The following is a 21,190-nucleotide window of genomic DNA, read 5'->3' as shown; positions in this document are numbered from 1 at the left end:
TCGCAAGACACAGTGTGTTGTGAAATATTGCTCTTTAACAATCTGGAACAAGCTGAAAATTGAAACAATACAGCTGAAACTTATCTCTCCGTAGAGTGACTGAGATAAAGAGTAGCCTGTATTAGAGTCTCTCAAATAATCGCAACGCAAAGGGTCTGCAAAGACACCTTCGGGTTGTGAGGTTAAGCGACTAAGCGTACACGGTGGATGCCTAGGCAGTCAGAGGCGATGAAGGGCGTGCTAATCTGCGAAAAGCGTCGGTAAGCTGATATGAAGCGTTACAACCGACGATACCCGAATGGGGAAACCCAGTGCAATTCGTTGCACTATTGCATGGTGAATACATAGCCATGCAAGGCGAACCGGGGGAACTGAAACATCTAAGTACCCCGAGGAAAAGAAATCAACCGAGATTCCCCCAGTAGCGGCGAGCGAACGGGGAAGAGCCCAGAGTCTGAATCAGTTTATGTGTTAGTGGAAGCGTCTGGAAAGTCGCACGGTACAGGGTGATAGTCCCGTACACAAAAATGCATATTCTGTGAACTCGATGAGTAGGGCGGGACACGTGACATCCTGTCTGAATATGGGGGGACCATCCTCCAAGGCTAAATACTCCTGACTGACCGATAGTGAACCAGTACCGTGAGGGAAAGGCGAAAAGAACCCCGGCGAGGGGAGTGAAATAGAACCTGAAACCGTGTACGTACAAGCAGTGGGAGCACCTTCGTGGTGTGACTGCGTACCTTTTGTATAATGGGTCAGCGACTTATATTTTGTAGCAAGGTTAACCGAATAGGGGAGCCGTAGGGAAACCGAGTCTTAACTGGGCGTCTAGTTGCAAGGTATAGACCCGAAACCCGGTGATCTAGCCATGGGCAGGTTGAAGGTTGGGTAACACTAACTGGAGGACCGAACCGACTAATGTTGAAAAATTAGCGGATGACTTGTGGCTGGGGGTGAAAGGCCAATCAAACCGGGAGATAGCTGGTTCTCCCCGAAAGCTATTTAGGTAGCGCCTCGTGAACTCATCTTCGGGGGTAGAGCACTGTTTCGGCTAGGGGGTCATCCCGACTTACCAAACCGATGCAAACTCCGAATACCGAAGAATGTTATCACGGGAGACACACGGCGGGTGCTAACGTCCGTCGTGAAGAGGGAAACAACCCAGACCGCCAGCTAAGGTCCCAAAGTCATGGTTAAGTGGGAAACGATGTGGGAAGGCACAGACAGCCAGGATGTTGGCTTAGAAGCAGCCATCATTTAAAGAAAGCGTAATAGCTCACTGGTCGAGTCGGCCTGCGCGGAAGATGTAACGGGGCTAAACCATGCACCGAAGCTGCGGCAGCGACACTTAGGTGTTGTTGGGTAGGGGAGCGTTCTGTAAGCCGTTGAAGGTGACCTGTGAGGGTTGCTGGAGGTATCAGAAGTGCGAATGCTGACATAAGTAACGATAATGCGGGTGAAAAACCCGCACGCCGGAAGACCAAGGGTTCCTGTCCAACGTTAATCGGGGCAGGGTGAGTCGACCCCTAAGGCGAGGCTGAAAAGCGTAGTCGATGGGAAACAGGTTAATATTCCTGTACTTGGTGTTACTGCGAAGGGGGGACGGAGAAGGCTAGGCTAGCCGGGCGACGGTTGTCCCGGTTTAAGCATGTAGGCGGAGTGACCAGGTAAATCCGGTTGCTTATCAACGCTGAGGTGTGATGACGAGCCACTACGGTGGTGAAGTAGTTGATGCCAAGCTTCCAGGAAAAGCCTCTAAGCATCAGGTAACATTAAATCGTACCCCAAACCGACACAGGTGGTCAGGTAGAGAATACTCAGGCGCTTGAGAGAACTCGGGTGAAGGAACTAGGCAAAATGGTGCCGTAACTTCGGGAGAAGGCACGCTGGCGCTAGGTGAAGAGACTTGCTCTCGGAGCTGAAGCCAGTCGCAGATACCAGCTGGCTGCAACTGTTTAATAAAAACACAGCACTGTGCAAACACGAAAGTGGACGTATACGGTGTGACGCCTGCCCGGTGCTGGAAGGTTAATTGATGGGGTCAGCCGCAAGGCGAAGCTCTTGATCGAAGCCCCAGTAAACGGCGGCCGTAACTATAACGGTCCTAAGGTAGCGAAATTCCTTGTCGGGTAAGTTCCGACCTGCACGAATGGCGTAATGATGGCCAGGCTGTCTCCACCCGAGACTCAGTGAAATTGAACTCGCTGTGAAGATGCAGTGTACCCGCGGCAAGACGGAAAGACCCCGTGAACCTTTACTATAGCTTGACACTGAACATTGAGCCTTGATGTGTAGGATAGGTGGGAGGCATTGAAGTGTGGACGCCAGTCTGCATGGAGCCAACCTTGAAATACCACCCTTTAATGTTTGATGTTCTAACTCGGCCCCATAATCTGGGGTGAGGACAGTGTCTGGTGGGTAGTTTGACTGGGGCGGTCTCCTCCCAAAGAGTAACGGAGGAGCACGAAGGTTAGCTAATCACGGTCGGACATCGTGAGGTTAGTGCAAAGGCATAAGCTAGCTTGACTGCGAGAGTGACGGCTCGAGCAGGTACGAAAGTAGGTCTTAGTGATCCGGTGGTTCTGAATGGAAGGGCCATCGCTCAACGGATAAAAGGTACTCCGGGGATAACAGGCTGATACCGCCCAAGAGTTCATATCGACGGCGGTGTTTGGCACCTCGATGTCGGCTCATCACATCCTGGGGCTGAAGTAGGTCCCAAGGGTATGGCTGTTCGCCATTTAAAGTGGTACGCGAGCTGGGTTTAGAACGTCGTGAGACAGTTCGGTCCCTATCTGCCGTGGGCGTTGGAAGATTGAGAGGGGCTGCTCCTAGTACGAGAGGACCGGAGTGGACGAATCACTGGTGTTCGGGTTGTCATGCCAATGGCATTGCCCGGTAGCTAAATTCGGAAGAGATAACCGCTGAAAGCATCTAAGCGGGAAACTTGCCTCGAGATGAGTCTTCCCTGGGGCTTTAAGCCCCCTGAAGGAACGTTAAAGACTATGACGTTGATAGGCTGGGTGTGTAAGTGCAGCGATGCATTGAGCTAACCAGTACTAATGATCCGTGAGGCTTAACCTTACAACACCAAAGGTGTTTTGGTGGTTTGAGAGAGAGATTTTCAGCGAAGTTCCGAGATTGGACTGACTGGCTGCACGATATATTATTGTGAAGCGGGTGAGTTAAAACAGAATTTGCCTGGCGGCCATAGCGCGGTGGTCCCACCTGATCCCATGCCGAACTCAGAAGTGAAACGCCGTAGCGCCGATGGTAGTGTGGGGTCTCCCCATGCGAGAGTAGGACACTGCCAGGCATCAAACACGAGTTATCAGAGTGACATCTGGTAACTGACAAAATCGCCAGAAGCGGTTTTGCACAGCGCGGAGCGCTGGCCCTGTAAGGGGTAAGTATCGGGAAGATACACGTAAAAGAATCGGTGGAGCGGTAGTTCAGTTGGTTAGAATACCTGCCTGTCACGCAGGGGGTCGCGGGTTCGAGCCCCGTCCGTTCCGCCACTTATTGCAAAACCCCTGAATCAATGATTCAGGGGTTTTTTGCATTATATAAATGGAAAAATAATCATCTTTTATCATTGCCATCGAATAAATTAAAAGTGACCATTCACTCAACCACTCAACCACTCATTCAATCATCCATAAGCTCATCTAAATCAGTAACTAACAACTTATTACTCAGATCCTCCCGGATTTTCTATGCTCACTGAACTGTAAGCTGTCGTATACCAGCCGCTGAAAAAGAACTGTGTTTTTGGAACGGTGGAAGGGATCGTTCTTGTGGATATCTGATCTTCAACCGCATCAGTGGTTTTGGATATCAGTGAGGATAATTGATTAGTTTTATACTCTTGTATCAAGTTCTGGCTGGGGCAGGAAGGTTCTGAGTGAATTACATAAGGGGAAATTTCTGTTACAACAATGGGTTGCCAAATTTCTGTTGAAAACGAAAGTGAAAGGGGCTTAACAAGATTGATACCGCTGAGTGTCACTCCCCTAAAAAACACCCTGCCAGCTTATTGCTCACAGGGGGCCATCTCATCAACTCGACATATAAGCCGAGTTTTATATTTCAGATTTAGAGTATGCGGCTAATTAGGCGGTCGATACGAATTCTACGTAAACGGCGGATCAGTTTACGTACTTTGACGGGATACTGCTGAATATTCTCTAACTCAAGGTAGTGTGAGACCACTTTGGTATGGGTACGAATGCAATCTAACTCTTTAGTACGTTGCTCATGCATCTCATGCTTAGGATCGTGGATCAAAATGGCATTTTCCAGATCTAAACGCCATGCACGTGGATTCAGATTATTACCGGTAATCAATTGCCAGTTATTATCGACCCACATCCCTTTTAGATGATAGGTATTGTCGCCATCTTTCCACAAACGAACAATGAGTTGTCCGTTATCAACAAAGCGCTGTAAGCGACTGAGAAAACGGCGCAAGTTAATTTCATATAAGTAGGGTAATGCGCCGATAATTTTAAACGGTTGATCTTCTGGGATATAAAAGTCATTTGCCGTTTTGTCGCCGACAATAATCTCAACTTGTTTACCTTCCCGCAGCAAATAGATGATGTTACGAACTAACAGTGCGGGCAAATTAAAGTATGGCGTACAAATCGTCAGGCGCTCATCAGCGGAAGCCATTAGATGATGAATCGTTTTGTTTAGCTGACTTTTTTTGCCTAATCCAACCAGCGGTGTGACTGCCAATTCATCGTTACCAGCTTGCGCTGGAAATTGATATCCGATATCGCGCAGTGATGAGCGGAACTGGCGTGTTTCATTTTTGATTTCAGGATTAGTTGGCCTATCTGTACGATCAAGGCGTTGAACGGCACCGGCACTCAGTACCCGCTGTTTCACGTAATCAACCATGATATCGGCTAGTGATGAATTAGTGATGAGCTGATAGCGATCATAACGATATTTATCGTTTTGATGGAGATAGACATCATTGATGCTAGCACCACTGTAAATCACGGTGTCATCAATGATAAAACCTTTCAGATGCAGTACGCCAAGGGCTTCGCGGGTATTGACCGGAACACCATAAATTGGCACGCAGACATTGGGATGCTGTGCGGCCATTTCACAATACCAATCAGCATTAGTATTGACTGCGGCGGCCCCGATACGACCACGTTGAGCGCGGTGCCAGTCTACCAGCACACAGATTTCCAGCCCTGGACGCTGCTGTTTGGCTTGATAGAGGGCGTTCATCACGTCACGGCCCGCATCATCCTGCTCAAGGTAAAGTGCCACCAGATAGATACGTTTGGTCGCCTGACCTATCAATTCCAAGAGAGTGGAGCGGAAAACCTTGGGGCAATAAAGCGTTTGGACATCATCAACTGGCTGGGGGAGTTTGGGCAGTTGTGCAAGGTGTTGTTGATGTTTACTACGTTTGAATTTTGACAACATCACAGTGCGCTTCTTCTCTTGTTATTTAATGGCAAAACCGCCATATGCAAAAAAACACTAATCCATAGAGTCGGCGATAATACCACTACTTTTCCGGATTGTGCGCAAGTTTTGCCGGTTAATGGCCTAATCGTTTGGGGTTGTGGCGTATATCACGGCGATTCATGTAACTGAAATCACAGTGTCAGTTCCAGATTAACGATCCCATCTTCCATCTGTACATCAATACTAAAACCGAGCTTTTTAGCCAAACCGATCATGCCACGGTTGTTGGGCATGGTGATCGCCGTTAGTCGTGTTAATCCATGGCTGCGGGTATATTGAATCATCTTTTCTAGCAACTCCCGCCCCAGCCCTAGCCCTTTGAGGTCTGAACGCACCAGTACGGCAAACTCAGCATCGATATTATCCGGATCTGACAGCGCTCGTGTCACGCCGATGATTTCCGGCCCCGTCGTACTCTGGCGCACAGCAACAAAAGCCATTTCCCGATCATAGTCAATTTGCGTCATATTCGCCAAATCATCGTGGCTGAATTCATTGATTTCGCTGAAGTAGCGATAGTAGAGATCTTCTTTAGTGACCTGATCAATAAACAGTTTTAGTAGCGGTTCATCTTCCGGCAAGATTGGGCGGAATAGGCATTGAGAGCCATCTTTTAGCACCACAGTTTCTTCTAGCTCGTGGGGGTAGGGACGAATAGCTAAGCGCGCCTGTGGATCGCCGCTGACCGGTGCCAACTGCATTGAAACATCCAGCAGAGTAAACTCACTGCCAGAAGCAAGCACCGGGTGAATATCTAAGCGGGTGATCTCGGGGCAATCGAGAATCAAGTTGGAAACTTGCACCAGCAGGCGGCTTAATCCTGGAATATCCAGAGGTTGCAGTGATCCACGGCTGCGGATTTTCCCGCCTTTGACTGCTTGTATGATCAGATAGCGGGCCAGTGCCATATTGAGTGGCGGCAGCGCTACTGCGGCCTGTGTTTCATGATGCCACTCGATGCCACCTTCGCCCAACATAATCAGCGGACCGAAAATGGCATCCTGCTCTACCGCAATTCGCAGCTCCTGCGCTCCGGCGCGGTTCGCCATGCTTTGCACCAGCAAACCGTGGATGCGGGCTTGCGGATAGGTGCGCTTGACTCGATCAAGAATATCGTCTGCGGCCCGCTGTACTTCAATCGCGGTGCGCAGGTAGAGCATCACCCCCTGAACTTCAGATTTGTGCGGAATATCAGGTGAGCGCAGTTTAATGGCGACCGGATAGCCCAGGCGTTCGGCGATATGCACCGCTTCGACGCTATCGCTGGCAATCCAGGTCGGCAGCATACTCAGGCCATAAGCTTCCAGTATCGGCTGCACTTCATGGGTGTCGAGCTGGGTAGTACCTTCAGCCAGCGCCTGACGGATCAATTGATGCACATGCGCGGTATTGGCGGTGAGATCCAGTGGCAGTGCGGGGGTCTCTTTCAACTGTTTCTGGTTACGGCGATACTCCACCATATGCATAAAGGCGGTAATGGCCCCTTCCGGTGTGCGGTAGGTGGGTATCCCTGCTTCAGTGAACAGACGGCGGGCATCTTGCGATGAATACTCTCCGCACCAGTTAGTTAACAGGGTGATGCGTTTACCTCGTGGATGCTGACGAATGGCGGAGATCAATAGTTCGGCCGTTTTACTGCCCGGTGCGGCGGCGCTCGGTGAGTGAATCAGCAGCAACGCATCATAGTCGGTGCTGTCTAATAAGGGTTTAACCGCCGCTAAATAGCGCTCAGCGCTGGCGTCATCTCGCAGGTCTATTGGGTTGCGTAAGGAAATAAAAGAGGGTAGCGCTGCACTCAGGGCGGATTGCGTCGTATCAGACAGTGTAGCTAGCTTGCCATTACGGCTGATCAGCTCATCCAGTGCCATGGCCGCAGGTGCGGCCCCGTTACTGACAATGAGTAAGCGCTCACCTCGCAGTGGGTGCATGTGGCTCAAGGTTTCGACGGCGGAGAACAGCTCGTGGGTATCTTGCACCCGCAACAGACCCGCGCGCTGAATCGCAGCATCATAAGCAGCATCCAACCCTTGTTGACCATTCAGTAACTGCTGTGCGCGTTGGCTGCGGCCACTTTTGACCACCAGAATCGGTTTATTACGTGAAGCACTACGCGATGCGGATAAAAAGCGGCGTGCATCGCTAATATGTTCGATATACAGCATGATGGCGCTGGTTTTACCGTCTCTGGCGAGGAAATCGAGCAAGTCATCGACATCAATATCCAAGCTATCACCCAGCGCAATAAAGTATGAGAAGCCCACTTCCCGCTGCTGCGCCCAGTCCAGAATGGTATTTGCTACCGCCGCCGACTGGGAGATAAACGCCAGTCGCCCTTTTTTAATCGGCACCGGCGAGAAGCTGGCATTCAACCCTTGCCAGGGGGCGAGTAAGCCGAGGCTGTTGGGGCCAAGCAGCCGCATATGATGACGATGGGCGCAGGCTTTGAGTTCTGCAAATTGTTCCGTCGCGGCAGAGAGAATAATCACCGCCTTACAGCCACGAACGCCTAAGTCTTCGAGTAACGTCAGATTACGGCGATCATGAGTGCAGAGGATAGCCAGATCCGGCGTGATCGGCAGGCTGGCGATATCCGCGTAAGCCAGCACACCACAAACGGCTTTATGAGTCGGGGTGACCGGCAGAACAGGGCCACTGAAGCCACCATCCAGCAAATTACGCATCATCAGGAAACCGGCGCGCTCAGGTTTTTCAGAAGCGCCAATCACCGCAATAGATTTCGGGCGTAGTAGGGCTTCTAATCCACGTTGACTCATTATTTATCCCCGTCATCTTTCAAGTTGCAGCTGTGTTGGCTGCATTCGTTACTCAGCCCATTCATGGGTCTCGCCTCTAGCAGGCCGCTGTAAGCCGCATTCAAATCGGCTCCTGGCAGATTTATTACCCGGATCACTGATTGACCGCCTTCCTGCACCCTGAAATCTATTAGGGATAAGCCAAAGGCCGCTTGAATGATTTTATGCGATTTTTTCGGGGCTTGCTGTGACTCGCCCCACTGGATGATGAGGTTTTCCGGCTAAATACTGCTGGCGGAAGTAGTGGAAATGGGCGGTTAGCCCCTCCGCCGCTTGCATATCGCCCGCTTGCTGGAGCAGCGCCGCGGCGACCTCGACAGTACAGTGCTGTTCCGGTCGCGGTGCTTCGCGCAAAAGATAATCGGAAGCCGTTGTAACATTCAGCGACAGCAGAGGTAAATCGGCGAGGTAGGGGCTTTTGCGAAACATTTTTTTTGCTTCGGTCCAGGTGCCATCCAGCAAAATAAATAGCGGTGGCTTATCGTTGATGGGTAATTGATTGAGTACCTGCCGTGGCGGTTCGGCATATTTCTCTGGAAAGACCACATACGGCTGACGTGCTGGATCACGGATGGCGGCTAGCAATGCAGGGTCAACTTCAGTACGCGCCCAAAGGAAAGCTTGGGTATTAGGGAGAATATCGGCAATCAGGCGGCCGGTATTACTCGGCTTTAGCGGCTCAGTATCAAACATAATTAGGCAGAAGCGACTACTCGCCGATTGTGGTTTGATGGTGTCACACAAGCAAAATCGCTCTGTTAACAGGCAGCTCTGGCAACGAATTGCGCGGCAACCTCGGGCGCGATAAGCACGGGTGGAGGCGGCTAAGCGCCGTTGCCGTAAACGCAGTACGGCATTTTCCGTCGTAATGACTGCTGGCACAACGATATCTGCCAGCAATTCATGGTCGGTGGTTGATGATTCAGTCACGACGGACTCCTAAGAAATAGCGCTATTCTAATCAAGCCTCCCCATGAGTTATACAATAAAACCACGCCCCGGCAGAAAAGTGTCAGGGCGTGGTTTTTATCGGGACGTCGAACTGAGCCGCCCCGAGCGGCGATAAATGGGTTAAACTAACTTAGCGGGCGACCGGCTCTGCTGCTAATTGTTCATCCAACCAATTATCAAACGGCACTTTCGGTACTGCACCGTTGAGCATGTCGACCATTTTCCCGTTCCGATACAGCATAATAGTCGGAATGCTGCGAATACGGAAACGGGTGCTGAGCGCAGGCTCTGCTTCAGTGTTGACTTTCACGAAGCGGACTTTTCCGGCGCGCTCTGCAGCGACTGCTTCAAAGATCGGCGCAAAGCTGCGGCAAGGGCCACACCAAGGTGCCCAGAAGTCGATAACGATGGCTAGGTCATCTTGCAGCAGTTTATCCAGTGTTTCGGCGGTGGCGTTAATCACTTCGCCATCAAATAAAGAGTGGCCGCAGCGCCCACATTTAGCGCCGTCATCAATACGTTCTTCCGGCAGGCGATTAGTCGCCATACAAGCTGTGCATACCGTATTCATACATTAGCCTTTATTTTGTCTCTGAGTAGATAAAAGAAACCAGACAGCCAAGGGGCGCTGAATTGTTTCGTTGTTGTTATCTATTATGGGTATAAATAGAGGCGGTGCCAAAAAGGTTTATTCGATGAATACGATAGTTGGTAGCTTTTAGCGCTTGCTTATGGCTAACCGGGCGGACATCAGGTAATCTTCGCGCCCTGCGCGTTGGTGGAGAAGACAATGAACGATTCATTTAGTGGCAAAAACGGCAAAGTTAAAGTGATGTACGTCCGCAGTGACGAAAGCAGCGACGACCGTAACAGCAATAACCGTAATAAAAATCCGCGTCCGGCCGCAAAAGGTCGTCCGGGTGATAATGCTGGTCGGGGCAGCTCACCGCGTAATAGTGACTCACGTCGTAATGATTCAGGCCGTAATGACCGTGATCGTCCTAGCCGTCCGGCACGTTCTGAAAGTAGCGGCCCTTACGATTCACCGTGGAAAACCGTCTCCCGTGCACCATCGGAAGAGCCAGAGTTTGATCACGGCGGTATCAGCGGTAAAAGCCATGTTGACCCTGCGCAGTTGCGCCGTCAGCGGGCTGAAGAGACTCGTGTTTATGGCGAAAACGCCTGTAAGGCGCTGTTCGAAAGCCGTCCTGATGCGATCGTCCGCGCATGGTTTGTGCAGTCAGTCACCCCACGTTTCCGCGAAGCGCTGAAATGGATGGCGGCTAACCGCAAGGCTTACCATGTGGTTGAGGAAGATGAGCTGGCGAAGGCGTCTGGTACTGAACACCATGGCGGCGTTTGTTTCCTGATTAAAAAGCGTCAGGGGCTGGATGCAGAAACCTATCTGCAACAGCAGACTCAGGCGAAAGATTGTGTGCTGGCGCTGGAAGATGTGGGTAATCCACATAATCTGGGCGGTATTATGCGTACCTGCGCACATTTCGGTATCAACGGCGTGCTGTTACAAGACCCGGCGATGCTGGAGTCTGGTGCAGCGGTGCGTACTGCGGAAGGCGGTGCAGAGCACATCAAGGCAATCAATGCTGATGATTTCCTCTCGGTGCTGGATACCTTCCGTAAAGCGGGTTACACCATAGTCACCACCTCCAGCCATAAAGGTGTCACTCTGTCGAAAGCTGAACTGCCAGCTAAAATGGTGTTGGTATTAGGTCAGGAGAGTGATGGTCTGACCGACAGTGCATGGCAGCAGGGCGATATGAGTGTCTCTATCGGCGGTACCGGGCGGGTTGAGAGTCTCAACGTGTCGGTTGCCACCGGGATTCTGTTAGCAGAGTGGTGGCGTCAAAATAGCGCTAACTAATACCCTGCGCCCTTGACGCCGCAGGAACGGTGATGACAGGCAGAAGAGTAAAGTGTTCGCGCCAGGGATGGATCTACGGCGGCTTTACGATCTGTTTGTTCTCTCCGCCACTAGCACTTTGTTCATAAAAAAGGGGCGCTGAAATTAATCTTCAGCGCCCCTTTTTGTCAGTCTGCGTTTACGCCACTAGTGCGCGCCGCCACCACTGCCACCGGAGGTGAATGGTGGTCTTGCGAACCAAACCAGCGCCAGCAGTAGCAGGAACACCCCTGCAGAGAGCCAGAAGATCTCGTTTGCTGAGATAATCAGCCCCTGATTGGTTATCTCTCGCGCCAGATAAGCCGAGGCTTGCTGCTGACTCATCCCCAGCTTCTCCAGCTCCTGATAACTCTGCGTCGCATTGGGATTGAACGGGTTAACAAACTCCGTTAGCTGCGAATGGTGCATCGACTCTCTTTGCGTCCACAGGGTGGTGGTGATTGAGGTACCAATCGACCCCGCCAAGGTTCGCAGGAAGTTAGATAAGCTGGATGCCGCTGCCATGCGCTCTGGCGGCAAGCCGGAGAGGGTAATGGCGGTCAGTGGCATAAAGAAGCAAGCAATGGCAAAGCCTTGCACAAACTGTGGCCACGCCGACGCACCAAAATCCATCCCCGGTTCGAATGTATATGCCCGCCAGTAGAAACAAACTGCATACATAATGAAGCTGAATGTCACTAGCTGCCGCATATCAATTCGATGGGAGAAACGGCCAATAATCGGCGACAGCAACACCGGCAATATCCCGACCGGGGCGGAGGCCAAACCGGCCCATGTGGCAGTGTAGCCATAGACCTCCTGTAGTAGCTGCGGCAGCAAGACAATGGCGCCGAAGTACAACATATAGGCGAGGCTGATACACAGGCACCCAATGGTAAAGTTTCTCGATTTGAATAGTGATAAATCGATCACCGGATGGTCATCAGTTAGCTCCCAAACGATCAGGAAGGTAATGGCAATTACCGCGATGACCGTCAGCACGATAATCTCGGTTGAGTTAAACCAATCCAGCTCCTTGCCCTGGTCAAGCATGATTTGCAAGGCACCGATGCCGACCACCAATAACACCAGCCCCACGGTATCGATGGGTTTGATTTCGGTTTTGGTCTCTCGCCCTTTCAGGGTACTGCCCGCCATCAAAATTACCACCAACCCGATCGGGATGTTGATAAAGAAGATCCAGCCCCAATGATAGTTGTCGCTGATATAACCGCCGAGGATCGGCCCAAATATCGGGGCCACGACAATCGTCATTGACCACAATGCCAGGGCCATACTTCGCTTCGCTGGCGGGTAGTTATTTAGCAGCAAACTTTGTGATAGCGGGATCAATGGCCCGGCAACCAGGCCCTGGATCACCCGGAAGAAGATAAGCATCCCTAGACTGTTTGAGATACCGCACAGCCATGAGGCCAATGCAAACAATCCCGTCGCCCAGAGGAACAAGCGCACTTCACCGATGCGCTTGGCTAACCAGCCGGTAATGGGGATTGAGATAGCATTTGCCACCCCAAAAGAGGTAATCACCCAAGTGCCTTGCGAGTTGGACGAGCCAAGATCACCTGCAATCGTCGGGATCGCCACGTTAGCAATGGTGGAGTCCAGCACCTGCATAAAGGTCGCTAATGATAGCGCAACCGTCATCCAGGCAAGTTGGGCGCCTTCAAGCGGTTTTTGTGCCACAGCGGCCTCCGCACTTAACCTGCGTTTGCATGCACATTAACCTGCATTCGCATGAATAATGTCGCTAATCATTTGATTCACTGGCGCTAAATTCAGTGACAACGCATGGGTGACAAAGGCAGGATCTTTACGCACGATTTGCGCTAACACTTGACCATCGGGATTGGCGGTGTCCACTCTCACAGTGGTAGATAGGCCAATACGCAGCGGGTGCTCAGCCAGTTGCTGCTCATCCAGTGAGATACGAACCGGCAGACGCTGAACCACTTTGATCCAGTTACCGGTGGCATTCTGCGCCGGTAACAGGGAGAAGGCGCTACCGGTTCCCATATCCAGACCGACCACTTTCCCCTGATAAACCACATCATCGCCGTAGAAATCGGTCACCACAGTCGCGGATTGGCCGATGCGCATATTGGCTAACTGGGTCTCTTTAAAGTTGGCATCAATCCACATCTGATTTGCGGGGATCACCGCCATCAATGGCGCACCATTAGCAATCTTGGCACCCACCTGCACACTTCGGCGTGAAACATAGCCGGTGATTGGGCTGACAACCTTGGTGCGTTGTAACGCAAGCCAGGCATCACGTAGCTTGGCGGCCGACTGCTCGATCGCCGGTTGTTTTTCCAGCGGCGTATTTAGCACCAGCGCTTGATTGGCGTTGTATTGTTGAATCGCCACATCCAGCGATGCTTGTGCTGCATCTACCGCATCGCGCGCATGTTGCAGCTCTTCACGGCCAATCGCATTAACAGAACCCAATACCACACGGCGGCTCAGATCATTTTGTGCTTTGCTCAGCTCGGTTTTTTTCAGGGCAATATTGGCCTGATACTGTTTGCTATTAATGATGAGCTGGTGGGTTTGACGCACGCTGTTGGCCAGCGCGGTTTTTGCCTGCTCATAGGCTTGTTCGGCATCTGTTGGGTCCAGGGCGACCAGTACATCGCCGCTTTTGACCAGGTCAGTATTTTCAAAGTTGACACTGACCACGCTGCCAGACACTTGCGACATGATCTGCACCTGATTGCCTGAAACATAAGCATTATCAGTCTGTTGGTGATGACGCAGCACCAGGAACCAGTAGATCAGATAGGCCACGCCAATAATGATAAAAATCACCGTCAGTGAGAGTAGCACGCGTTTACGTTGCATCTTTTTATTCTGCGGTTGTGGCGGGGTTTGGTTTTCCGCGTTCGTACTCATGGTGTTCTCCAAGCCTTATACCCGTCATCTCTCAAGTCGCCTTATAGCGCATTGAAATCTATAGGGAAAAACTTAATTTATATTGTTTTATTTTGTGAACTATCCCTGACAGGGGCTTGAACGTCGCCAGCAGCCAGTAAAAGAGATGGCGAACAAGGGCGTGAGTCTCCAGCTATGTGGGGATGACATAGTTATTTACCTGGCTATCTGGATGAAACGTTGGAGTTACTGTTCCGGTATTTCCATTTGATCTAAACGGGACAGTAACTTGCGCGTCAGCGTTTCCAGTTGTTGCTGCTCGTCAGCGTCGAGTGTTGACCAAAGAAAATGCAGACACTTATGTTGTGGGGGCAGCAGTTGATTGAGAAATTCAACGCCCGCCTCGGTCAGATGCAAGTGCAAGCAACGACGATCATTTTGACTTTCGCGGCGCTCAATCCAGCCTTTTTTCTCCAGTTCGTCAGCGATGCGCGTTGCATTGGTCCGTGAAGATCCCAGTGCCGCACTTAATTCTGACGGTTGGATACTGCGACTTTCCTGCGCATCCAGCGTAATTAGCGCCATAAATAGGGTTTCGTTAATCCCTTGCGCTTTTAGCATTTTGTTGCGGTTTTCGAGTAATTTACTGTGCATATGCATACACAATCGCGTCAGTAGGATCTCCTGATAAGGGAAATCTTTCTGGCGTTTGGCACGAAAATTAAGCATCTGTTCTATGGGACTAAATGAACTTTCCATTATAAGGAGCCTCATTAATTTCAAATGGTACAGTAACGATAGTTACTAATAATGTAAACGGTATAATTCGATAAAAATTTAGCAATTAGTGTTATTCAGTCACTATTTGTTAGTAATTAGTGCCACTAATTGTAAGGGTATTGTGTTTCAGCTCACAATTCAGGCAAATGGTTACACCAAAATCATGAGTAGCTTGAATGTCAGACCGTAGCTGAGAGCGCCAAGTAAGGTGGCGAAGATAATACTGTTGGTTTTATAAAAGCATCCGCAGATCACTAAAAAACCAATAAGAGTGGGCACTAACTTTTGCGGGTTATGCATGATTTCCGGGGTACTGGAGACCACTAACAAGGCGCAAATAGAGGCGATGCCGATGCTGTCGAGCAGCAGTGAAACTCTCCCCCGCTGCAAGCCCGCTGGTTTGCGCGCTGGCCCTAAGCGCAGAGGCAAATAACGAAATAGATAGTTTACCGTCCCCACCACTAACCCAATGATCAGAACATCCATATTCATGGTGCTGACTCCTGTTGGCTACTCTCGGGTTGTTCGCTGACCGCTGCGGGGGCGGGTTGAAGCAGGGCGGCCAGACAGCCGCCGCCAATGCCAGCCAAAATGGCGACCGGAATTGAGAACAGCAATACGCCCAGTAATGCGCCACTTAGAGAGGCGATCACAGTCAAACTGTATTGGCGCTTAAATGAGGCCAGCAGAAAACTGAGGAACAGCGCCGGTAACATAAAGGAGAGCGAAGCTTCAATTGCCGGGAAATTCTCCAGCGGGCCATTGCCAAACATCGCCCCGATAGCGGTTCCCGCCACCCAAGAGAGCCAAGAGGTAAAGGCGATGCCGAGCATCCAATTTTCGCTCCAGCGCCGTTGCTCTTTCATCAGTTTGGTGGTGGCGGCAGCAAAGACTTCATCGGTCAGGCCGAAGGCCCACAGGGCGCTCTTTTTGCCGGAGAGTTTGCTCAAAATACGGTGCTTAAGTGCGGGGCCATACAAGATATGGCGAATATCCATTGCCATCACGGTCAGTGCTGAAACCCACAATGACATTCCGGCGCTCAATAGCGCAGTGATAACAAATTGGCTGGCTCCGGCATATATGATGCAAGAAAAGAAAATAGCTTCCCACGGGGTAAAGCCAAGTTTTACCGAACTGAGGCCAAAAGCGAATGCCACGGGCAGATAGCCGATAACGATGGGCAGGCTATCGGTAATCCCTTCGATAAAGGTGGCGGCCGGCTGAGTCGCCGGCGGGGCATCGGTGATTTGGCTTGGCATAACTATTGGATCACAGAGTAAAAAAACATGTTATGTAACATTAACAGAGTGGGAATTGTCTTAATACCCTATAACCCAAATTTATATCTCTATTGATTATTAGTTAGCTAACTAACTAACCGTAATCACTCGACCCGTTGATCAGCGGGCGGATCAAATCGTTTGCCGGCCAACCAAGTGGTGATATTCAAGATACACAGCACCAAACCGGCGGTGGCCACCCCATACCAGCCCGCGTGTTGATAGGCTGCGGCGGAGATCAGCGAACCCAAGGCCCCACCAATAAAGTAGGTGGTCATATAGCCCGCAGTTAACCGATTTCTAGCTTCCGGCATCATACGATAGATCACGCTTTGGTTGGTAACATGCACCCCTTGCACCGCCAAATCCAGCACCACAATCCCGATAATCAGCGCGATGATAGAGTGTTGTCCCAAGGCGATCGGTATCCACGACAGCAGCAGTAATCCCAAACCGACGCTGGTGGTGATGCGAGCTTTTCCCTTATCGGCTAACTGTCCGGCTCTGGTGGCCATCAATGCGCCAGCCGCGCCCACCAAACCAAATAGCCCAATAGTCGCCTCGGAATAACCGAATGGTGGTGCGGCCAACAGGAAGGCCATTGAGGTCCACAACACACTAAAGTTGGCAAATGACAATGCGCCGAGTAGCGCACGGGTGCGCAGAACTGGAGTACGGATAAATAAGGAGAAAATGGAACCGAGCAACTGGCCGTAATTCAAACCGGAGTGTTGCTTATAGCGCGGCAGGTAGCGCCACAACACCAATGCCATGATAAACATCAGGGCGCTGGCGACCCAATAGATGGTGCGCCAGCCGCCAATTGAGGCCAACGCGCCCGCCACCGTTCGTGCCAGCAAAATCCCTAGCAACAGGCCGCTCATGATAATGCCGACCACTTTGCCACGTTTTTCCGGTGCTGCCAGTGTCGCCGCCAACGGCACCAGTAGTTGCGCCACCACTGAGAACAGGCCGGTGAGGGCGGTGCCGACAATCATCATGGTGAGATTTTGTGACATCGCGGTAATCAACATGCCACCTGCCGCCAGCAGGGTCATACCGACAATCAGTCCACGGCGTTCAAACATATCCCCTAGTGGAACCAGGAACATTAACCCGACGGCGTAACCGAGCTGGGCTGCCGTGACGATAAACCCCGCCTGATTGACCGAGAGATTAAAGGCTTGCGCAATGGTTTCCAGCAGTGGCTGGGCATAATAGTTGCTGGCAACCGCCAGTCCGGTGGCGACCGACATCAGCACTATCAATGCGGGGCTTAAACCGGCGTTTTCGGTTTTTTGTGTCATGAGGAATTATTCTTAAATTGAGAAGGCGAACAGTATTAGATAATTAAGAATGATAAACCAAGGGATAATTGCTATTTGAGTCATTTCATTTCGAGATAGCACATTTCGTATTGTTGTGGAGTGAGATATTGTTGCGGAGTGAGATATTGTTGTTGCTGATGAGTGGGATGATTTGCGGCCGATTTTTATGTCAGAAACGCCGCTGCGTTCAGAGCAACAGATTTCATTGTTCAGCCAGATTAACCCACCGGCGCGGCTGCTGATGGGGCCGGGGCTAATCACTGCCGCAGTAAAAAATTACCGCAGTAAAAATTTGTCGCTATCGCGCCAGGCGGGGAATGCCTCGCGATAGGCTTGCAAGGCCTCCAAAGACAATTCAGCATCTAATTGTGCAGCTTGTTCCGATTCTGCCTCTGCCAGCGCCTCGCCCTGCATATCCAGAATCACACTGCCGCCCTGATAGTGATGGCCGTTGTCATCATCGCCGACGCGATTACAGCCCGCGACGTAAGCCTGATTTTCTATCGCCCGGGCCGCCAGCAAGGTTTGCCACTGTTTGGTGCGGGCGGCTGGCCAGTTCGCCACATAGAGCGCTAAATCATAATCTTGCTGATTGCGCGCCCACACCGGAAAGCGCAGGTCATAACAGATTTGCGGCAGAATTCGCCAGCCGCGCCACTCCACCACTTTGCGTTCGGTGCCCGCCTGATAATAGTGGTGTTCACCGGCCATGCGAAATAGATGGCGCTTATCGTAGTGATGAACCCTGCCACTCGGCTCGACCAGCAAGAAACGGTTAACGGCACCGCCAGCTATTTTCAGCGCTACACTACCGCCGATCAACGCCTCGGTTTGGCTGGCCCAGTGAGCTAGCCAGGCGACGATTTCGCTCTCCGGCAGCGCACTGTCAGCCGCATTCATGGCAAAACCGCTGGTAAACATCTCTGGTAGCACAATCACATCGCGCTGGTGCAGTGGCGCTAGCAGCAGCTCAAAGTGTCGCAGATTCGCCTGCGCATCCAGCCATACCAGTGGCTGTTGCAGCAGCGTCAGTTTTAAAGTTGACATAATCGCTCCGCTGCGGCGTCCAGCGTCGCCTCCTGTTTGGCGAAGCACAGCCGGATCAGTTTGTGGGGGAAGGGGGCTTCGCAGAATACCGATAAGGGGATCGCGGCCACACCCACCTGTTCAGTTAGCCATATGCAGAATTCAACATCATTGAGATCTGAAATCGCGCTGTAATCGGCCAACAGGAAGTAGGTGCCCTCACTTGGTAAGATCTTCAGGCGGCTGCTGGACAGGGCGCTGATAAAGCGGTCACGGCGGGCGCGGTAGAACTCGGGCAGTTGTTGCCAGTGCTCAGGCTCGGCATTCAGCATATCGGCCAGCGCAAGCTGCACTGGTGTACAAACTGAGAAGGTCAGGTATTGGTGAATTTTGCGCACTTCAGCACTGATGGCGGCGGGGGCGACGCAATAGCCCACCTTCCAACCGGTCATATGGAAGGTTTTACCGAATGATGAAACGGCGATCGCCCGCTGGCGCAATTGCGGATGCGCCAGGACACTGGCATGGCCCGAGGCGCTAAAGCAGATGTGCTCGTACACTTCATCGCTCAGCACATAAATATTGCGCTGTGCAATCACTTGCCACAACTGCTCAAAATCGGCGGCGCGCCATACGGTCGCCGACGGGTTATGCGGTGTATTGACGATAACCAGTCGCGTGCGTTCAGAAATCAGATCAGCAAACTCCGCCCAATCAATGGCAAATGCCGGAGGCTTGAGCGCAATGCGCTTGAGGATGCCGCCCGCCAGTTTCACCACTGGCGCATAGCTGTCATAGCTCGGATCAAAGCAGATAACTTCATCGCCGGGGCGAACCAACGCGGTAATGGCGGCAAATAGCGCTTCGCTGGCACCGGTGGTAATGGTGACTTCGCTGTCAGCATCGGGCCGCCAGCCATAGAGGTGAGCCGTTTTTTCAGCGATAGCACTGCGTAGCGGTGCCACGCCGGTCATGGGGGCATATTGGTTAGCACCCTGGTTGACATGATAGGCCAATCGCTGTTTTAGGTAGTCTGGGCCATCAAAATCAGGGAACCCCTGCGACAAGTTAATCGCCTGATATTTTTGCGCCAAGGCACTCATTTGCGTGAAAATTGTGGTGCTTTGCGCCGGCAATTTACTGTCTGGAATAAGAGATAAGTTACTCATGGCAGGGACGACTCCTGATGCGGCATGTTGCTGTCAGCTGTATGTTGCCGTAAATATAGCACGATGTTAAGATTTGGCAATCAAGACGCTTAGATGTATAAACGGCTAAATGATGTAATTTGCTAAGCATAGATAAAAATGTGCTTAGCATTATCGTCGGGCTGATTGCCGTGGCAACATAGCACGGCACACCAACATCAAAACAGGGATATGCAATGACAGAAAATGTACAACTTGGCGCGCTGTTAGCCGCTTGCCACTGGATCGGTGAAAAGGGCTGGTGCCCGGCGACTGGCGGTAATATGTCCCTGCGGCTGGATTTAGCTCAATGTTTGGTGACGGAGTCGGGTAAAGATAAAGGTAGCCTGACCGCCGACGATTTTTTGCTGGTGGCAACCGCGAACAACCATGTTCCCAGTGGTCGCACCCCCTCGGCGGAGACCGGCCTACATACCTTGCTTTATCGCCTGTATCCTGAAATCAATGCTGTGCTACATACTCACTCGGTGAATGCCACGGTGCTATCACGGGTTGAGCGCAGCAATGAATTAGTGTTACAAGGCTACGAAATGCAAAAATCGTTATCGGGCCAGCGCAGCCACTTGGATAGCGTAGTGATCCCGATTTTTGATAACGACCAGGATATTCCCGCTCTGGCGCAACGAGTTGCAGCGCTGGCAGACAACCGCCCGCTGCAATATGGTTTTTTGGTCCGTGGCCATGGCCTCTATTGCTGGGGGGCGAGTGTGGCTGAGGCTCGCCGCCATTTAGAAGGGCTGGAGTTTCTGTTCCAGTGTGAACTGCAACGTCGGCTGCTAGAAGTTAACGTGCAAAAAGTGGAGGCCAAATGATTCAGGCGATTGTGACCGATATTGAAGGTACTACCACTGACATCCGTTTTGTCCATCAAGTGCTGTTCCCCTATGCCCGCCAACGGCTGACACCCTTTTTGCTTGAGCATCAGCAGGATGTAGATATTGCTGCGGCGCTGGCGGATTTACGCCGCGAATTGGCGCAGCCGGAGGCTGATATTGAAACACTGGCTGTCGCCTTACACGGTTTTATGGATGAAGATCGCAAGTCTACCGCGCTGAAAACCATTCAGGGCATCATCTGGCGCACCGGTTATCTGCAAGGGGATTTTCGCGGCCATCTCTACCCGGAGGTCGCTCAGCAATTGGCTGATTGGCAACAGCAGGGCGTGGGGCTGTATGTCTACTCCTCCGGCTCGGTCGCGGCGCAGAAATTGCTGTTTGGTTACAGTGATGCGGGGGATTTACGCCCACTGTTTAGTGGCTATTTTGATACCCATGTCGGGGCCAAGCGTGAGATCGGCTCTTATCAGAATATCGCCAGTCAGTTAGCTATCGCGCCGCAAGCTTTGCTGTTCTTGTCCGATATTCGTCAGGAGCTGGATGCGGCACAACTGGCGGGCTGGCACACCTGCCAGTTAATTCGTGACCTCCCCGATAGCGAGAGCCATCACCCCCAAGTAAACCGTTTCGATCAGATTGATTTAACGACTTTAAATCGCGAGCAGAGGATATGA

15 protein-coding genes, 1 tRNA gene and 2 rRNA genes are annotated in these 21,190 nt (G+C 51.5%); 6 read left to right on the top strand and 12 right to left on the bottom strand.

Going from position 1 to position 21,190, the window contains the following annotated elements:
- The first annotated feature begins 180 nt into the window (after positions 1-180).
- The 3 genes from FFE93_RS16615 (at position 181) to FFE93_RS16605 (ending at position 3,521) form a co-directional block, all read left to right on the top strand.
- A 23S ribosomal RNA gene (locus FFE93_RS16615) occupies positions 181-3,087 on the top strand.
- A 116-nt stretch (positions 3,088-3,203) separates the two neighbouring features.
- Positions 3,204-3,319: ribosomal RNA gene (rrf, locus tag FFE93_RS16610) — 5S ribosomal RNA — on the top strand.
- A gap of 125 nt (positions 3,320-3,444) precedes the next feature.
- A tRNA-Asp gene (locus tag FFE93_RS16605) sits at positions 3,445-3,521 on the top strand.
- 577 nt (positions 3,522-4,098) lie between these two features.
- Here the strand turns inward: FFE93_RS16605 and pssA are convergent.
- The 4 genes from pssA to trxC all read right to left on the bottom strand — a co-directional run bounded on the left by pssA (position 4,099) and on the right by trxC (position 9,834).
- Positions 4,099-5,451 carry a CDP-diacylglycerol--serine O-phosphatidyltransferase gene (gene pssA, locus FFE93_RS16600; protein ID WP_409994339.1) on the bottom strand — a complete coding sequence of 451 codons (1,353 nt, stop codon included), beginning with the start codon at positions 5,449-5,451 and terminating at the stop codon, positions 4,099-4,101.
- A gap of 179 nt (positions 5,452-5,630) precedes the next feature.
- Positions 5,631-8,273, bottom strand: coding sequence for a bifunctional acetate--CoA ligase family protein/GNAT family N-acetyltransferase (locus FFE93_RS16595; RefSeq protein ID WP_005275017.1), 2,643 nt, complete (start codon positions 8,271-8,273; stop codon positions 5,631-5,633).
- A 201-nt stretch (positions 8,274-8,474) separates the two neighbouring features.
- Positions 8,475-9,242, bottom strand: a complete 768-nt coding sequence (locus FFE93_RS16590) for a tRNA-uridine aminocarboxypropyltransferase (RefSeq protein ID WP_049602025.1) — start codon at positions 9,240-9,242, stop codon at positions 8,475-8,477.
- Positions 9,243-9,393: 151 nt separating this feature from the next.
- Complete coding sequence (gene trxC / locus FFE93_RS16585) at positions 9,394-9,834, bottom strand: thioredoxin TrxC (RefSeq protein WP_032898045.1); 441 nt, start codon at positions 9,832-9,834, stop codon at positions 9,394-9,396.
- A 219-nt stretch (positions 9,835-10,053) separates the two neighbouring features.
- Here trxC and FFE93_RS16580 point away from each other — a divergent pair, with 219 nt between their 5' ends.
- On the top strand, positions 10,054-11,145 hold the full coding sequence (locus FFE93_RS16580; RefSeq protein ID WP_005275009.1) for a tRNA/rRNA methyltransferase: 1,092 nt from the start codon (positions 10,054-10,056) through the stop codon (positions 11,143-11,145).
- Positions 11,146-11,331: 186 nt separating this feature from the next.
- On the opposite strand, the gene emrB is transcribed toward FFE93_RS16580, so the two are convergent.
- The 8 genes from emrB to FFE93_RS16540 all read right to left on the bottom strand — a co-directional run bounded on the left by emrB (position 11,332) and on the right by FFE93_RS16540 (position 19,641).
- Entirely contained in the window at positions 11,332-12,867 is a 1,536-nt protein-coding gene (gene emrB / locus FFE93_RS16575) for a multidrug efflux MFS transporter permease subunit EmrB (protein ID WP_005275007.1), read from the bottom strand.
- Positions 12,868-12,903: 36 nt separating this feature from the next.
- Entirely contained in the window at positions 12,904-14,076 is a 1,173-nt protein-coding gene (gene emrA / locus FFE93_RS16570; RefSeq protein ID WP_005275005.1) for a multidrug efflux MFS transporter periplasmic adaptor subunit EmrA, read from the bottom strand.
- A gap of 225 nt (positions 14,077-14,301) precedes the next feature.
- A complete protein-coding gene (mprA, locus tag FFE93_RS16565; RefSeq protein ID WP_032898043.1) occupies positions 14,302-14,814 on the bottom strand; it encodes a transcriptional repressor MprA in 513 nt (170 codons plus the stop codon).
- Between the two features lie 171 nt (positions 14,815-14,985).
- A complete protein-coding gene (ygaH, locus tag FFE93_RS16560) occupies positions 14,986-15,327 on the bottom strand; it encodes an L-valine transporter subunit YgaH (protein WP_032898041.1) in 342 nt (113 codons plus the stop codon).
- A complete protein-coding gene (locus tag FFE93_RS16555) occupies positions 15,324-16,097 on the bottom strand; it encodes an AzlC family ABC transporter permease (RefSeq protein WP_005274999.1) in 774 nt (257 codons plus the stop codon). Before FFE93_RS16555 ends, ygaH begins: the two co-directional genes overlap by 4 nt.
- 125 nt (positions 16,098-16,222) lie before the next feature.
- On the bottom strand, positions 16,223-17,425 hold the full coding sequence (locus tag FFE93_RS16550) for an MFS transporter (RefSeq protein WP_005274997.1): 1,203 nt from the start codon (positions 17,423-17,425) through the stop codon (positions 16,223-16,225).
- Positions 17,426-17,722: 297 nt separating this feature from the next.
- Positions 17,723-18,493, bottom strand: a complete 771-nt coding sequence (locus FFE93_RS16545) for an amidohydrolase (RefSeq protein ID WP_032898040.1) — start codon at positions 18,491-18,493, stop codon at positions 17,723-17,725.
- Positions 18,481-19,641, bottom strand: coding sequence for a pyridoxal phosphate-dependent aminotransferase (locus FFE93_RS16540; RefSeq protein ID WP_005274991.1), 1,161 nt, complete (start codon positions 19,639-19,641; stop codon positions 18,481-18,483). Before FFE93_RS16540 ends, FFE93_RS16545 begins: the two co-directional genes overlap by 13 nt.
- 215 nt (positions 19,642-19,856) lie before the next feature.
- Here FFE93_RS16540 and FFE93_RS16535 point away from each other — a divergent pair, with 215 nt between their 5' ends.
- Both FFE93_RS16535 and mtnC read left to right on the top strand, forming a co-directional pair.
- Complete coding sequence (locus FFE93_RS16535; RefSeq protein ID WP_049602032.1) at positions 19,857-20,492, top strand: methylthioribulose 1-phosphate dehydratase; 636 nt, start codon at positions 19,857-19,859, stop codon at positions 20,490-20,492.
- Positions 20,489-21,190 (top strand): acireductone synthase, encoded by a 702-nt coding sequence (mtnC, locus tag FFE93_RS16530; RefSeq protein ID WP_049602037.1) that lies wholly within the window; start codon positions 20,489-20,491, stop codon positions 21,188-21,190. Before FFE93_RS16535 ends, mtnC begins: the two co-directional genes overlap by 4 nt.

The organism is Yersinia sp. KBS0713 (genome assembly GCF_005937895.2).
Taxonomy (GTDB): Bacteria; Pseudomonadota; Gammaproteobacteria; order Enterobacterales; family Enterobacteriaceae; genus Yersinia; species Yersinia bercovieri.
The sequence above is the reverse complement of the archived record's forward strand: the minus strand, read 5'-3'. Positions and strand labels throughout refer to the sequence as shown.

Coding starts and splice junctions, on each gene's coding strand:
- FFE93_RS16555 (WP_005274999.1), bottom strand. CDS start 16,097: ATGCCAAGCCAAATCACCGATGCCCCGCCGGCGACTCAGCCGGCCGCC.
- FFE93_RS16535 (WP_049602032.1), top strand. CDS start 19,857: ATGACAGAAAATGTACAACTTGGCGCGCTGTTAGCCGCTTGCCACTGG.
- ygaH (WP_032898041.1), bottom strand. CDS start 15,327: ATGAATATGGATGTTCTGATCATTGGGTTAGTGGTGGGGACGGTAAAC.
- FFE93_RS16545 (WP_032898040.1), bottom strand. CDS start 18,493: ATGTCAACTTTAAAACTGACGCTGCTGCAACAGCCACTGGTATGGCTG.
- mtnC (WP_049602037.1), top strand. CDS start 20,489: ATGATTCAGGCGATTGTGACCGATATTGAAGGTACTACCACTGACATC.
- FFE93_RS16580 (WP_005275009.1), top strand. CDS start 10,054: ATGAACGATTCATTTAGTGGCAAAAACGGCAAAGTTAAAGTGATGTAC.
- FFE93_RS16550 (WP_005274997.1), bottom strand. CDS start 17,425: ATGACACAAAAAACCGAAAACGCCGGTTTAAGCCCCGCATTGATAGTG.
- FFE93_RS16595 (WP_005275017.1), bottom strand. CDS start 8,273: ATGAGTCAACGTGGATTAGAAGCCCTACTACGCCCGAAATCTATTGCG.
- mprA (WP_032898043.1), bottom strand. CDS start 14,814: ATGGAAAGTTCATTTAGTCCCATAGAACAGATGCTTAATTTTCGTGCC.
- trxC (WP_032898045.1), bottom strand. CDS start 9,834: ATGAATACGGTATGCACAGCTTGTATGGCGACTAATCGCCTGCCGGAA.
- FFE93_RS16540 (WP_005274991.1), bottom strand. CDS start 19,641: ATGAGTAACTTATCTCTTATTCCAGACAGTAAATTGCCGGCGCAAAGC.
- emrA (WP_005275005.1), bottom strand. CDS start 14,076: ATGAGTACGAACGCGGAAAACCAAACCCCGCCACAACCGCAGAATAAA.